Source organism: Streptomyces sp. NPDC021096 (assembly GCF_040641275.1).
Taxonomy (GTDB): Bacteria; Actinomycetota; Actinomycetes; order Streptomycetales; family Streptomycetaceae; genus Streptomyces.
Map to the genome: position 1 here is coordinate 660191 of NZ_JBFADG010000001.1, position 14022 is coordinate 674212.

The window sequence follows — 14022 nt, forward strand, 5'->3', positions numbered from 1 at the left end:
TCCTCAGCCCGCCGGGTAGCGGTCGACAGGGGGCGGCTGCGGTGCGGGCACCCCGGACAGACCGAGGGTGGCGTCGTACGCCTTCTTCCAGTCGCCGTTCTTCTCGTGCGCCACGAGGGCGTCGTCGAGGGCGAAGCGCAGGGCGTTGTCGGACCGGGGCACCCCGATGCCGTACGGCTCCTTGGAGAAGGGCTTGCCGACCACCTTCAGCTCGTCGGGCGCCTTGGCGGCGAAGCCCATGAGGATGGTGTCGTCGGTGGTGACGGCGTCCACCTGGAGGGTGAGGAGGTTGTCCACGCAGATCGAGTACGTGTCGTAGGCGACGGCGATCGCCTTGGGGTACTCGCGCTGGATGCGCTGCAGCGGGGTGGAGCCGGCCGCCGAGCAGACCCGCTTGCCGGCCAGGTCCTCGGGCCCGTTGATGTCCGTCTCGTCCGCGCGGACCAGCAGCGACTGGCCGGCGATGTAGTACGGACCGGCGAAGCCGACCTGCTTCTTGCGCAGGTCGTTGATGGTGTAGGTGCCGACGTAGTAGTCGATCTGGCCGTTCTGCAGGGCGGTCTCGCGGTTGGCCGAGGCGATGGTGCGGAAAGCGATGGTCTTCGGGTCGAAGCCCAGGGAGGCGGACATCATCCGGGCGATCTCGATGTCGAAGCCGGAGTAGTTTCCCGTGGCCGGGTCCTTCTCGCCGAGGTAGGGCTGGTCCTCCTTGGCCCCGACGACGAGGTGCCCGCGCTTCTTGGCGGCCCGCCAGGTGGGGGAGTCCTCCAGCTGGAAGCCGGTGTCGACGTGGTAGACGGGGAGCGCCCCGGGCTTGGGGCCCTTGACCGGCGGGCTGCCCTCCTTGCCGCAGCCGGCCGCCAGCAGGGCGAGGGCGGCCAGCGCCAGGGCGGCCGCCCTGGCGCGCCTGCGCCCGTGCCGCGTCCGCCTCATGTGCACGCGTCTGATCTGCACGCCGTCCCCGCTCAGTGCTTGAGGATCTTGGACAGGAAGTCCTTGGCCCGCTCGCTCTCGGGGGCCGTGAAGAACTCCTCGGGGGTGCGGTCCTCGACGATGCGGCCGTCCGCCATGAACACCACGCGGTTGGCGGCGGAGCGGGCGAAGCCCATCTCGTGGGTGACGACGACCATCGTCATGCCGTCGCGGGCGAGCTGCTGCATGACCTCCAGCACCTCGTTGATCATCTCGGGGTCGAGGGCGGAGGTGGGCTCGTCGAAGAGGAGCGCCTTGGGGTTCATGGCCAGCGCGCGGGCGATGGCCACGCGCTGCTGCTGGCCGCCGGACAGCTGCGCCGGGTACTTCTCGGCGTGGGCGAGCAGCCCCACCCGCTCCAGCAGCTCCCGCGAGTGCCGGTCGGCCTCCTCCTTGCCGCGCTTGCGGACCTTGACCTGGGCCAGGGAGACATTGGCGAGCACCGTCTTGTGGGCGAAGAGGTTGAACGACTGGAAGACCATGCCGACCTCGGCGCGCAGCTTGGCCAGCTCCCGGCCCTCCTCGGGCAGCGGCCGACCGTCGAGCAGGATCGTGCCGGACTCCACGGGTTCGAGCCGGTTGATGGCCCGGCACAGCGTGGACTTGCCGGATCCGGAGGGGCCGATGACCACCACCACCTCCCCGCGGCCGACGGTGAGGTTGATGTCCTGCAGCACATGCAGCGTGCCGTAGTGCTTGTTGACATCCCGCAGTTCGATCAAGGGATCGACGGCCATACCAGCGCCCTACCCACTCTCGGCTGACTCGCAGTCGCCGCAAACTATCCACATCAAAAGGGCACTTCACCGGCGACACGCGTACAGACCGGGATTGGGCCGGATAGGGGGTGCAATGGCGGCCATTTGCCCTAGGTACACAGACCTAGCCTGGGTACCTAGCCTGTGGGTGGCGGACGGGGGAAGCTCCAGGGGGAAGGGAGCCCGGTGTGGGCGACAGCAGGCCCGTATACCTGCGCATCGCGGACGACCTGCGGCAACGGATCGACGAGGGGGCCCTGGCGGTCGGCGACCGCATCCCCTCCCGCTCCGAACTCAAACGCGCCTACGAGGCCAGCGACCAGACCGTGGACCGCGCGGTCCGCGTCCTCAAAGCCGCCGGCTACGCCCAGGGCCAGTTCGGCCGGGGCGTCTTCGTCACCGACCGGGCGCCGCTCGGCACACTGCTGCGCTCCACCGGCGCCGTCGACTCGCCCTTCGCCGCGAAGATCCGCGACTACGACGGCACGCCCCACCCCACCGCGCCCGCCACCCGCGACACGGCGCTGACCTGGGAGGCGTCCTCCAGCGAGACCCCCGCCCCGGCATCCGTCGCCGAACGGCTGGGCATCACCGCCGGCGAGCCGGTGCTGTGCACCCAGTACGAATACCTGGCCAACCGCCACCCCGTGCAGCTCGCCACCAGCTGGGAGCCGCTGACCATCACCGAGGGCACCGACGTCGCCCTCCCCGAGCGCGGCCCCTACGCCCGGCGCGGCGTGCGCGGCCGCCTGGCCGCCATCGGCATCCGCGTCGTGCGCGCCCGCGAGCTCGTCGGCTCCCGCCCGGCCACCACCCCGGAGGCCGAGGCGCTCGGCTGCACGGCCGGGCAGTGCGTGACCGTCGTCGAACGCACGCACTTCGACGGCGACGACCGGGCCGTGGAGACCTCCGACATCGTCGTCCGCGCGGACCGCTGGCGGCTGGAGTACACGATCGCGTTCACCAGCTGACGCACCGCCCCGGGGTCAGTTCTCCGCGACCTCCGCGTAGAGCTGGGACAGCTCCGGGGCGCCGTCCGCCGCCCACGCCTGCCCCGCCTCGACCACATCGATCTCCCGGCCGCTGGCCAGCCGCACCACCGGCTGCCCGTCCGGCCAGATCCACCAGCCCGCGCCCGTGACCGTGCGCACGATGACCGTGCCCAGGTACAGCCCCGCGTCGTTACCGAGCCAGGGCACCAGTTCCGGGTCCTCCCGCCAGCGCGGCTGCAGCTGGTCCAGCGCCTCCAGGGACGACGGCGAGTCATCGAGCACGACCCCTGCCGACTGTGCGTGCGCACGCAGCAGTTCGCACTCCGACAGCAGCTCGGCCAGACCCTCCGGTCCCCGGTCGGCCGCCTCGGGCAGCGCCACCCCGTGCGCAGGACCGTGCCGCTTGCGCCAGCTGTCCAAGAAGGGAATGTTCATACTGGACAGGATCTCACTCATACGGATGGCCCCACCACAGGCGCGCTGCGCCCGACGTGGCCGGTCGGCCTCCTTGACGTTCCCCTGGCGCCTCCCTAGCTTCATCCCGCCACGTGCAGAGCGGGGAACCCTGGGAGGCATGACACGCATGCTCCGGACATCGAAGCTCGAAGTGCCCGTCGCGGGACGGCACAGACCGGCGGCCCTCGCCCGGGCCCTCACCGCGGGCGCCGTCGCCACGGGGGCGGTCTGCGCCCTCCTCCTCGCCGGCGTCCCGGCCCACGCCGACACCGCATCCGCCGCAGAGCCGCTCCCCTTGGAGCGGCTCTTCGACAACCGGGCGGTCAGTGACGACGCCCGCCCCGAGGAGGCCGACTTCGACGGTCAGGGCGGCTCCTTCTCCGCCCAGGACCTGACGGCCGCCGGCTGGATCCCCGGCCGCCTCCTGCCCATCGACGGCGCCCCGCTGCGCTGGCCCGACTCCCGGCCCGGCCGGCCCGACAACGTCCGGGCCGACGGCCAGGCCGTGCGGCTGGGCGGACGCGGGGACGCCCTCTCCTTCCTGGTGGCCGGCAGCTCCCCGGGACCCGCGGCCGACGTCGCCGGCGGCACCGGCTACGTCCGTTACCGCGACGGCTCGCGGACCCGCTACCACCTGCGGGCGCCCGACTGGCGCCACGGCCCGCTCACCACCAAGGCCGTGGGCCTGCCCCACCGCAACACCGGCAGCGGCCAGCGCACCGAGACCACCCGCCTGTACGTGGTGACGGTGCCGCTGGCCCGGGGCCGGGAGCTGTCCTCCGTCGTGCTGCCCGAACGCCAGGGGTACGCCGGCGAACTGCACGTCTTCTCCCTCGCCGTGCGGCTTCCCTCGAACGGGTGGACCGGCAGCTGGGGGACGTCCACCTCCGGGTACGCCGCCGTGGGCCCGTGGACCGACCGGACGCTGCGGCTGATCGTGCACAGCAGCGCGGGCGGACCGCGCACCCGCATCCGGCTGGAGAACACCTTCGCCCAGCGCACGGTCCGCATCGGGCACGCCACCGTCGCGGTCCAGGGCAGCGGCGCGGCGACGGCCGGCCGGCCCGTGCCGCTGGCCTTCGGCGGCCGCGCCGGGGCCGAGATCCCCGCCGGCGCCCAGCAGTTCAGCGACCCGGTGGGCTTCCGGGTGCCGCCGGACACCAACCTGCTGGTCAGCATCCACCTGCCGCAGACCGTACGGGCCCTGCCCGTGCACAGCTACAGCAACCAGGTCTCCTACCTGAGCGCTGATGGCGCAGGCGACCGCACCGGCGACCGGGGCGCCGCCGCGTTCGGCGAGAAGCTGGAGGGCTGGCCGCTGCTGACCGGCGTGGACGTCGCCGGCGGGCCCGGCTCGGTCGTCGCCCTCGGCGACTCCATCACCGACGGCGAGCGCGCCACGCCGGGGGCGAACGGGCGCTGGCCCGACCTGCTGTCCCGGCGGCTGCTCGGCCAGCACACGGTGCCCCGGCTCGGCGTCCTCAACCACGGCATCTCCGGCAACCGCGTGGTGACCGACCGCTATCCGGGCGCCGGGACCAGCACCATCAAGAGCGGGGTCAGCGCCGAGCACCGGCTGGAGCGCGACGTCCTGGCCCAGACCTCCGCCCGTACCGTCGTCTTCTTCGAGGGCGTCAACGACATCCGCGCCGGCACCACGGCGGACGAGGTCATCGGCGCCCTGAAGAGGATGGCGGCACTCGCCCACGAGCGGGGCATGCGCGTCGCGGCCGCCACCATCGCACCGTGCGGCGGCTTCTTCGACTGCACGGCGGAGGCCGAGGCCCAGCGTGTCGCGATCAACCGCCACATCCGGACGGCCACGGGCGTCTACGACGCGGTCTTCGACTTCGACGCCGCCATCCGCGACCCCCGCCACCTTGACCGCATGCTGCCGCGCTTCGACGGCGGCGACCACCTGCACCCCAACGACGCGGGCATGAAGGCGTTCAGCGACGCCATCGACCTGCGGAAGCTGATCTGAGCCCGTCGTTCCCCGCCTCCGTCCCCCGGGACCCCGGGGGACGGGGCTACGGCACCCGCGCCGTCCACTCCGCCGAGGCGAACTTCGTCGCCGCCAGCTCCTCGGCCCGCGCCAGCTCCTCGGCGGTGACCGAGCCCCGGGCCAGGCCGTAGCGGCCCCGGAAGGACTCGATCATCCTCTCGATGACGGCCGAACGCGGCAGACCGGTCTGGCGGCGCAGCGGGTCGACGCGCTTCTTCGCGCTCGTGGTGCCCTTGTCGGACAGCTTCTCCTTGCCGATGCGCAGCACGTCGAGCATCTTGTCCGCGTCGATGTCGTACGCCATCGTCACATGGTGCAGCACGGCGCCGTCGCCGGTGACCATGCGCTTCTGCGCCGCCCCCGCGATCTTGCCGGCGTCCGTGGCGATGTCGTTCAGCGGCTGGTACCAGGCCTTGACGCCCATGCCCTCCAGCGCGCCCAGCACCCAGTCGTCCAGGTAGGCGTAGCTGTCGGCGAAGGACAGCCCCTGCACCAGGGCGTCCGGGACGCACAGGGAGTAGGTGATGGTGTTGCCGGGCTCGATGAACATCGCACCGCCGCCGGAGATGCGGCGCACCACCGTCATGCCGTGGCGGGCCGCGCCCTCCGGGTCGACCTCGTTGCGCAGCGACTGGAAGCTGCCGATGACCACGGCGGGGGAGCCCCACTCCCACACGCGCAGCGTCGGCGGGCGCCGTCCGGCGGCGACCTCGGCGGTCAGGACCTCGTCCAGGGCCATGTGGAGGGCGGGCGACTGCGGCCCGTCGTGGATCAGCTCCCACCGGTAGTCGGTCCAGTCGGTCGCGTTCGCCACGGCCCGGCGCACCGCGATGCCGACGGCCTCCGAGGTGAAGCCGAACATCACCGTGCCCTCGGGCAGCGCCGCCTCGACGCGGGCCGCCAGCTGCGGGGCCGGGGTGTCGGCGGGGGCGCCCTCCAGGGCCCGGTTGATGCCGAGAAGGGCCTCGTCGGGCTCGAGGAAGAAGTCGCCGGCCACCCGCACGTCGCGCAGCACCCCGTCCGCGACCTCCACGTCGACGACGACGAGCTTGCCGCCCGGCACCTTGTATTCACCGTGCACGGCGCATCCTCCAGCGTGCTTCCTCCGGCCGGCCCGGCCGGCCGGCAGCGGAATCAACCGTAACTCCGTCATCTGGCCACGCGTTCGCCGTGAAGCCCCTTACACTCTGGCTACCCCCCACCCCGCCCTCCCGGACCGCCGGGCGCCGGCTCGCGACCGGGTGCGGAGCCATGCGCGGAACTGCTTCGCGCAGCAGTACACCGGGGGGAATCCTCATCGTGAGCACGTTCACCGCGCGGCGGACCGCACGGGCCTGTGCGGCGCTCTTCGCCGCGCTGGCACTGGGATTCGGCGCCGTCGCCTGCGACGACGGCGACGGCAAGAAGACGCAGGACCCGAAGCCCACCGTCTCGACGGCGACGCCGTCGGAGATAGCCGAGCCCACCGCCACACCCAGCCCGACGCCCTCGCCGAGCAGCGCCTCGCCGACCCCCTCGCCCACGCCGCCGGCCAAGGCGGACGCCGGTTCCCTCGGCGGCGCCGTGTCCGGCGGGTCCGGTGGTTCCGGTTCCACGTCCACCGGCGGAGGCGGCGGCTCGTCGTCCACCACCGGCGGCTCGCACAGCGGCGCCTCCGCGATCTGCAACGACGGCACGTCCTCCTACTCCGCGCACCGCAGGGGCACCTGCTCCCACCACGGCGGTGTCGCGCAGTGGCTCAAGGACCTGCCCTCCTGAGCCGACCCCGGGCAGCAGGGCCGGCGAGGGGTTCACCCCGGGGACACCGTGCGGCCATCACCTCACCACCGATTGTCGGTGCGACGTGGTTCGATGGTTCGTATGATCGATGAATTTCTCGCAGGTGATGTGAACGATGTCGAGGAAGCGGTCCGCAAGGCGGCCGCCGCGGAGATCCTGCCGCGCTTCCGGCAGCTCGCCGCGGACGAGATCGTCGAGAAGAACGGCCCCCACGACCTCGTGACCGTCGCCGACCGGCTCGCGGAGGAACACCTCACGCACGCGCTGACGGCCCTGCTGCCCGGATCCGTCGTCGTCGGCGAGGAGGCGGTGCACGCCGACCCGCGCATCCTCGCCTCGCTGTGCGGCGAGGAGCCGGTGTGGATCGTCGACCCGGTCGACGGCACCCGGCAGTTCGTGAACGGCGACCCCGGCTTCGCCACCCTGGTCTGCCTCGCGCACCGCGGCGAGCTGCTCGCCTCCTGGACCTACGCGCCGGCCCTGGAGCTGATGGCGATAGCCCGCAGGGGGGAGGGGGCGGTGCTCAACGGCGTACCGCTGCGCTCCGGTTCGCCCGAGCCGGGCAAGGACCTGGAAGTGGCCACCTCGCACTACGACTTCACCACCGACGAGCAGAAGCGGGTCCTGGCGGCGCTGTGCACGGAAGGCGTCGCGCCGCGCCCCTGCGGCTCGGCGGGGCTGGAGTACCTGCACGTGGCGCAGGGCTCGCTCGACGCGGTGGCCTTCTCGTGGGAGAACGCCTGGGACCACGCGGCCGGGCTGCTGCTGGTCGCCGAGGCGGGCGGGGTCAGTGGGACGGTCGCGGGGGAGCCGTTCCGGATCGCGGGCGGCAACGCCCTGCCGTTCAGCGCGGCGCGGGACGAGCCGACCCTGCGGCATATCCTGGGCCTGCTGGCGTCCGCCGGCTGACAGGCAGGGACGAGGGGAGTCCATCCGGTGGCCACCATGCTCGACGCCGTCGTCGTGGGAGCGGGGCCCAACGGGCTGACCGCCGCCGTCGAACTGGCCCGCCGCGGCCTCGCCGTCGAGGTGTTCGAGGCGGCCGACGCCATCGGCGGCGGAGCCCGCACCGAGGAGCTGACGCTCCCCGGCTTCCGCCACGACCCGTGCTCGGCCGTGCACCCGCTCGCGGTGCGCTCGCCTGCGTTCCGTGCGATGCCCCTCGACCGGCACGGCCTGGAGTGGATCCACCCCGACCTGCCCATGGCGCACCCCTTCCCCGACGGCACGGCCGCGGTCCTCTCCCGGCTCGTCGGCGAGAGCGCCTCCTCGCTCGGACCGCGCGACGCGGGCGCGTACCGGCGGCTGGTGGCGCCCTTCCACGGCCGGTGGGACACCCTCTCCGCGGACTTCCTGCGCACGCAGTGGGACGGGCTGCCGCGCGACCCGGTCACCTACGCCCGGTTCGGGCTGGTCGCCGCCCAGTCCGCCACGCTCCTGGCCAGGAGCCGCTTCCGGGACGAGAAGGCCCGCGGGCTCTTCGCCGGGCTCGCCGCCCACGGCATCGCCCCGCTCGGCGGCTTCGGCACGGGCGGCATGGCCCTGATGTTCGCCCTCGCCGCGCACGAGTGCGGCTGGCCCGTCCCGCGCGGCGGCTCGCAGTCCATCGCCGACGCGCTCGGCTCCTACCTGCGCGAGCTGGGCGGCACGATCCACACCGGCTTCGAGGTCAAGCACCTGGACGACCTGCCGCCGGCCCGCGCGTTCGTCTTCGACACCTCGCCGACCGCCCTCGCCCGGATCGCCGGACTCGGCGACGCCTACCGCCGCTTCCGCTACGGCCCGAGCGTCTTCAAGCTCGACTACGCCCTGGACGGGCCCGTGCCGTGGACGGCCGAGGCGGCCCGCCGGGCCGGGACGGTCCACATCGGCCCGACCATCGGCGAGATCGACGGTGCCCTGCGGGCCGCGATCGGGGGCGACGACCCGTCCGTCCCCTTCCTGATCACCGCCCAGCCCAGCATCATCGACCCCACCCGGGCCCCGGAGGGCAAGCACACCTTCTGGGTGTACGGGCACGTACCCAGTGGCTGGGAGGGCGACGGCACCGAGGTGATAGAGCGTCAGATCGAGCGCTTCGCGCCCGGCTTCCGCGATCTCGTCCTCGCCCGCGCCGCGGCCGGGCCGCCGGAGCTGGCGGCCCGCAACGCCAACTACGTCGGCGGCGACATCGCCACCGGCTCCGTGGCCGGCCTGCGCCTGCTGATCCGCCCCCGGCTGGCCCGGGTGCCGTACGCCACCTCGCACCCCGCCGTCTTCCTCTGCTCCTCGGCGACCCCGCCGGGGCCGGGGGTGCACGGAATGTCCGGGCACCACGCGGCGAAGGCGGTGTGGCGGAGCCTGCGCGACGCCTGACCGGGGCTCCCGCCCCTGGGCACCCGGCCCTCGGACGCGGTGGAAAATCAGGCGGCCTGCGCCAGGTCCGCCAGCACCCCGGACCGCAACGTCGCCGGATCCGTGCCCAGCCGCCGCAGGACCCCCGCCGTCACCTCGTCCTCCGCGTCCAGAATGCCCAGCAGCACGTGCTCGACGCCGATGTGCCGGTCCCGCAGCGCCAGCGCCTCCCGCAGGGATCGCTCCAGCGCCTTCTTGGCGCGGCGCGTGAACGGGACGTGCGCCTTGGTGCCGCCGCCGCGTCCGAACAGCCGGCGCGGGGCCGGGCCGGCCGGCGGCGCGTCGAGCGCGCCCGGGCCGAACGCGTCCTCCGCCCTGCCGCGCACGGCCTCGAGGTCGATGCCGAAGGCGCGCAGCGCCTCCGCGTCACCGTCGTCGAAGGGCCGGGGCGAGCCGATCGCGGCCCGGCACGCCTCGGGGGTGATCCCGAGCCGGGCCAGGGTGCGGGCACCCGGCGCCCCGGTGCGGGCGACCACCCCGAGCAGGAGGTGTTCCGGGCCGATCCACGCGTGGTCCAGGGCGCGCGCCTCTTCCTGCGCGCTGACGACGGCGGCGCGCGCGTCCTTGGTGAACCGTTCGAACATGCCTACCTCCTGGCGTGCTTCTTGTGAACTGCCTGCCTGCTGACGCCCAGCGCGGCCCCGATCTCCTCCCAGGACCAGCCCTGCCGGCGTGCGCTGTCGACCTGGAGTTCCTCCAGGCGCTCGACCAGCCGCCGCAGCGCGGCGACGGCCCGCAGCCCCACGTGGGGGTCCGCGTTCATGGCGGCCTCGGTGGTGCCGACCGCGTCCTTCGCATCCGTTCCGGCCATGCTGTCAACCTAGGATGACACCGCCGTCGTGTCAACCAGTGTTGACGTGTGCGGCGGGGAGCACCGCGAACGGTGATGTCGGATTTCCGCGAGCCCCGCTGCCCCGGAAGCCGGATCCTTGAGACATGCACACCGACTTCGACCGCTGCGTACGGGCCGTGCGCTCCAAGGACGCGCGCTTCGACGGCTGGTTCTTCACCGCCGTGCTGACCACGCGCATCTACTGCCGCCCGAGCTGCCCGGCCGTGCCGCCGAAGGACCGGAACATGACCTTCTATCCCAGTGCGGCCGCCGCCCAGCAGGCCGGGTTCCGGGCCTGCAAGCGGTGCAGACCCGACGCCAGCCCCGGCTCCCCGCGCTGGAACGAGCGCGCCGACCTCGTCGCCCGAGCCATGCGCCTCATCGGCGACGGCACGGTCGACCGCGAGGGCGTACGCGGCCTCGCCGACCGCCTCGGCTACAGCACCCGCCAGATCGAACGCCAGCTGCGCGCCGAGCTCGGCGCCGGTCCGCTCGCCCTGGCCCGCGCCCAGCGCGCCCAGACCGCCCGCGTGCTGATCGAGACCAGCGCGCTGCCCATGTCCGACGTCGCCTTCGCCGCGGGCTTCTCCTCCATCCGCACCTTCAACGAGACCGTCCTCGAGGTCTTCGCCCTCACCCCCACCGAGCTGCGCGCCCGCGCGTCGCGCGGCCATGCCCCGGCCACCCCCGGCACGCTGACGCTGCGTCTGCCGTTCCGCGAGCCGCTGTGCCCCGACAACCTCTTCGGGCTCCTCGCCGCCACCGCCGTCCCCGGCGTGGAGGAGTGGCGCGACGGCGCGTACCACCGCACCCTGCGCCTGCCCTACGGCCAGGGGACGGTCGCGCTGCGCCCCCGCCCCGGGCACGTCGAGTGCCGCCTCGCCCTCACCGACCAGCGCGACCTGGCCGGCGCCATCAGCCGCTGCCGCCGACTGCTGGACCTGGACGCCGACCCCGAGGCCGTCGACGGGCTCCTGCGCACCGACCCCCACCTCGCGCCCCTCGTCGACAAGAGCCCCGGCCGGCGCGTGCCGCGCACGGTGGACGCCGAGGAGCTGGCCGTCCGCGCGGTCCTGGGCCAGCAGGTCTCGACCGCCGCCGCCCGCACGCTCGCCGCCCGGCTGGTCGCCGCGCACGGCGAACCCCTCGCGATACCCGGCGCCCCCACCGGCGGCCCCGGCACGGGGCTGACCCACCTCTTCCCGACGGCCGGGGCGCTGGCCGACCTGGACCCCGCGGCGCTGGCCATGCCCGCCGGCCGCCGCGCCACGCTCGTACGGACGGTCGAAGCCCTCACCGGCGGCGAGCTCGCCCTCGGGCCCGGCAGCGACTGGGCGCGGGCCCGGGCGCACCTCGCCGAGCTGCCCGGCATCGGGCCCTGGACGGCCGAGCTCATCGCCATGCGGGGCCTGGGCGACCCCGACGCCTTCCTCCCCACCGACCTGGGCGTGCGGCGCGCGGCGGCCCGGACCGGACTGCCCGCCACCCCCGCCGCCCTGACCCGGCACGCCACCGCCTGGCGGCCCTGGCGCGCGTACGCCGTCCAGTACCTGTGGTCGGCCGACGACCACGCCGCCGCCCGACCGCCCCTCACCAGCTGAAGGAAGCCACCATGTCCCGCGTCCACACCGTCGTCGACAGCCCCTACGGGCCGCTCACGCTCGTCGCCGACGACGGCGTCCTGTGCGGCCTCTACATGACCGGCCAGCGGCACCGGCCGCCCGAGGAGAGCTTCGGCGACCGCGCCGAAGACGGCCCGTTCCCGGAGGTGGTGCGGCAGCTGGAGGCCTACTTCACCGGCGCGTCGGACCGGTTCGACCTGCCGCTGAGCCTGGCGGGCACCCCCTTCCAGCGCCGCGTCTGGGAGGCGCTGCGGGAGATCCCCTACGGCCGGACGGTCTCCTACGGCGAACTCGCGGACCGCATCGGCTCCCCGGGCGCCTCCCGCGCGGTCGGCCTCGCCAACGGCAAGAACCCCATCGGCATCATCGTCCCCTGCCATCGCGTCATCGGCTCCACCGGGAGCCTCACCGGTTACGGCGGCGGGCTGGACCGCAAGCGCCGGCTGCTGGCCTTCGAGCGGGCGGGGGAGCGGTTGTTCTGACGTGTACGACGCGTCGACGACCGGGGCCGACCGCTAGGTGTCGTCGCCGTCCCCGTCGCGGTCCCGGGCGCCCTCCGCCACCCGGCGCAGGCGGTGGTGGCGCACCGGGCCCTGTTCCAGGACGGCCTCGCCGACCATCGTGCGCAGGGCGTCCCGCAGGCCGTGCATCGCGTGGTGGCGGGCCGGCCCCGCGCCCGGGTCGGTGCGCAGCTCGCTGAGCAGGGACCAGCACAGCGCCAGCATGACCAGGACGAACGGCAGCGCGACCAGGATCGTCGCCGACTGCAGGGACTTCAGGCCCCCGGCCACGAGCAGCACGGCGGCGACGGACGCCATGAGCACGCCCCAGACCACGACCAGCCAGGTGCGCGGGTGGAGGGCGCCGCGGCTGGAGAGCGAGCCCATCACCAGGGACGCGGAGTCCGCGCTGGTGATGAAGTACGTCATCACCAGCGCCATCGCGATCCACGAGGACAGCGTGGCCAGCGGCAGGGTGTCCAGCAACGCGAACAGGGAGGCCTCCGCCCCCTCCTTGACCGTGCCCGCCATGTCGGCGGCGCCGGTCATGTCCAGGCGCAGGGCGCTGCCGCCCATCACGCAGAACCACACCACCGTCGCCCCGCTGGGCACCAGGAGCACCCCGACGAGGAACTCGCGGATCGTCCGGCCGTGGGAGATGCGGGCGATGAACGTGCCGACGAACGGGGCCCACGACAGCCACCACGCCCAGTAGAAGATCGTCCAGGCGCCCAGCCACTCCGAGTCGGTGAACGCCCCCGTGCGGGTCGCGAAGATCAGCAGGTCGTGGAGGTAGCCGCCGGTGGCGGCCGGGATGGCGTTGAGGACGAAGACGGTCGGGCCGAGCAGGAAGACGAAGAGCATCAGGCACGCGGCGAGCGCGATGTTGAGCGTGCTCAGCCACTTCACGCCCTTGTGCAGGCCGGAGAAGGCGGAGAGGACGAAGGCGGCCGACAGCGAGGCGATGATGACGAGCTCGAGGGATGTGGAGTCCTTGACGCCCGTCGTGATGTTGAGGCCCTTCGAGACCTGCAGCGCTCCCAGGCCCAGGCTGGTGGCCGTGCCGAAGACCGTGGCGAAGACGGCGAGGAGGTCGATGGCCCGCCCCGGCCAGCCGGCCGCCCGCTCCGCCCCGAGCAGCGGGACGAACGCCGAGCTGAGGCGGTTGCCGCGGCCCTTGCGGAAGCCCGCGTACGCGAGCGCCAGGCCGGCCATGCCGTAGATCGCCCAGGGGTGCAGGGTCCAGTGGAAGAAGGAGTACTCCAGCGCCGTGCGGGCCGCGGCCGGGGAGCCGGCGGAGACCCCGCTGCCGGGCGGCGGGACGACGAAGTGCTGCAGCGGCTCGCCGACGCCGTAGAACATCAGGCCGATGCCCATGCCGGCGCTGAACATCATCGCGATCCACGCGAGGTTGCCGAACTCCGGCTGCGCGTCGTCCGTGCCGAGCCGGATCCGGCCGTAGCGGCTGACGGCGATCACCACGCACAGCGCGAGGAACACATCGGCCGCGATCACGAACAGCCAGGCGAAATTGGACAGCACCCAGCTCAGAGCCGTCGTCGAGACCCGGTCGAAGGAGCGCTTGCCCAGCGCCGCCCAGGCGACCACCGCCAGGACCGCCACGCCGCCGATGACGACGAGCGGCACGTCCGGGGGCTCGTCCTGCGGTGTGCGCACGTCGGTGCTCTCGGTGCTCATGACGCCCCACTATG

14 protein-coding genes are annotated in these 14022 nt (G+C 73.6%); 7 read left to right on the plus strand and 7 right to left on the minus strand.

All coding sequences use genetic code 11. The features are described 5' to 3' along the window. Nucleotides 1-3 precede the first annotated feature (3 nt). Nucleotides 4-933 carry a glutamate ABC transporter substrate-binding protein gene (locus AB0G59_RS03080; protein WP_360907339.1) on the minus strand — a complete coding sequence of 310 codons (930 nt, stop codon included), beginning with the start codon at nt 931-933 and terminating at the stop codon, nt 4-6. Between the two features lie 32 nt (nt 934-965). Continuing rightward, on the minus strand, nt 966-1709 hold the full coding sequence (locus AB0G59_RS03085) for an amino acid ABC transporter ATP-binding protein (protein ID WP_360907341.1): 744 nt from the start codon (nt 1707-1709) through the stop codon (nt 966-968). 209 nt (nt 1710-1918) lie between these two features. Here AB0G59_RS03085 and AB0G59_RS03090 point away from each other — a divergent pair, with 209 nt between their 5' ends. Beyond that, on the plus strand, nt 1919-2701 hold the full coding sequence (locus AB0G59_RS03090; protein ID WP_360907343.1) for a GntR family transcriptional regulator: 783 nt from the start codon (nt 1919-1921) through the stop codon (nt 2699-2701). Between the two features lie 15 nt (nt 2702-2716). Here AB0G59_RS03090 and AB0G59_RS03095 read toward each other — a convergent pair whose 3' ends face one another. Next, nucleotides 2717-3157, minus strand: a complete 441-nt coding sequence (locus AB0G59_RS03095; protein ID WP_360907345.1) for a DUF6278 family protein — start codon at nt 3155-3157, stop codon at nt 2717-2719. Nucleotides 3158-3296: 139 nt separating this feature from the next. Between AB0G59_RS03095 and AB0G59_RS03100 the strand changes: the two genes are divergently transcribed. Then, on the plus strand, nt 3297-5162 hold the full coding sequence (locus tag AB0G59_RS03100; RefSeq protein ID WP_360907347.1) for an SGNH/GDSL hydrolase family protein: 1866 nt from the start codon (nt 3297-3299) through the stop codon (nt 5160-5162). 46 nt (nt 5163-5208) lie between these two features. Here the strand turns inward: AB0G59_RS03100 and AB0G59_RS03105 are convergent, their stop codons facing one another. Next, a complete protein-coding gene (locus AB0G59_RS03105; RefSeq protein WP_360907349.1) occupies nt 5209-6264 on the minus strand; it encodes a biotin/lipoate A/B protein ligase family protein in 1056 nt (351 codons plus the stop codon). Between the two features lie 218 nt (nt 6265-6482). On the opposite strand from AB0G59_RS03105, the gene AB0G59_RS03110 reads away from it, so the two are divergent. The 3 genes from AB0G59_RS03110 to AB0G59_RS03120 all read left to right on the plus strand — a co-directional run bounded on the left by AB0G59_RS03110 (nt 6483) and on the right by AB0G59_RS03120 (nt 9317). After that, the gene (locus AB0G59_RS03110; RefSeq protein WP_360907351.1) at nt 6483-6941 is read left to right on the plus strand and encodes a DUF3761 domain-containing protein; all 459 of its coding nucleotides are present in this window, start codon (nt 6483-6485) and stop codon (nt 6939-6941) included. A 102-nt stretch (nt 6942-7043) separates the two neighbouring features. Continuing rightward, nucleotides 7044-7871 (plus strand): inositol monophosphatase family protein, encoded by an 828-nt coding sequence (locus AB0G59_RS03115; protein ID WP_360907353.1) that lies wholly within the window; start codon nt 7044-7046, stop codon nt 7869-7871. A 27-nt stretch (nt 7872-7898) separates the two neighbouring features. After that, nucleotides 7899-9317, plus strand: a complete 1419-nt coding sequence (locus tag AB0G59_RS03120; RefSeq protein WP_360907355.1) for an NAD(P)/FAD-dependent oxidoreductase — start codon at nt 7899-7901, stop codon at nt 9315-9317. A 47-nt stretch (nt 9318-9364) separates the two neighbouring features. Here the strand turns inward: AB0G59_RS03120 and AB0G59_RS03125 are convergent, their stop codons facing one another. Then, complete coding sequence (locus AB0G59_RS03125; RefSeq protein WP_360907357.1) at nt 9365-9940, minus strand: Clp protease N-terminal domain-containing protein; 576 nt, start codon at nt 9938-9940, stop codon at nt 9365-9367. 2 nt (nt 9941-9942) lie between these two features. Continuing rightward, nucleotides 9943-10167 carry a hypothetical protein gene (locus AB0G59_RS03130; protein ID WP_360907359.1) on the minus strand — a complete coding sequence of 75 codons (225 nt, stop codon included), beginning with the start codon at nt 10165-10167 and terminating at the stop codon, nt 9943-9945. Nucleotides 10168-10292: 125 nt separating this feature from the next. Between AB0G59_RS03130 and AB0G59_RS03135 the strand changes: the two genes are divergently transcribed. Together AB0G59_RS03135 and AB0G59_RS03140 are read left to right on the plus strand one after the other, a co-directional pair. Further along, complete coding sequence (locus AB0G59_RS03135) at nt 10293-11789, plus strand: AlkA N-terminal domain-containing protein (protein WP_360907361.1); 1497 nt, start codon at nt 10293-10295, stop codon at nt 11787-11789. 11 nt (nt 11790-11800) lie between these two features. Next, nucleotides 11801-12292, plus strand: coding sequence for a methylated-DNA--[protein]-cysteine S-methyltransferase (locus AB0G59_RS03140; protein ID WP_360907363.1), 492 nt, complete (start codon nt 11801-11803; stop codon nt 12290-12292). A gap of 33 nt (nt 12293-12325) precedes the next feature. Here the strand turns inward: AB0G59_RS03140 and AB0G59_RS03145 are convergent, their stop codons facing one another. Next, nucleotides 12326-14008 (minus strand): BCCT family transporter, encoded by a 1683-nt coding sequence (locus AB0G59_RS03145; RefSeq protein WP_360907365.1) that lies wholly within the window; start codon nt 14006-14008, stop codon nt 12326-12328. Nucleotides 14009-14022 lie beyond the last annotated feature (14 nt).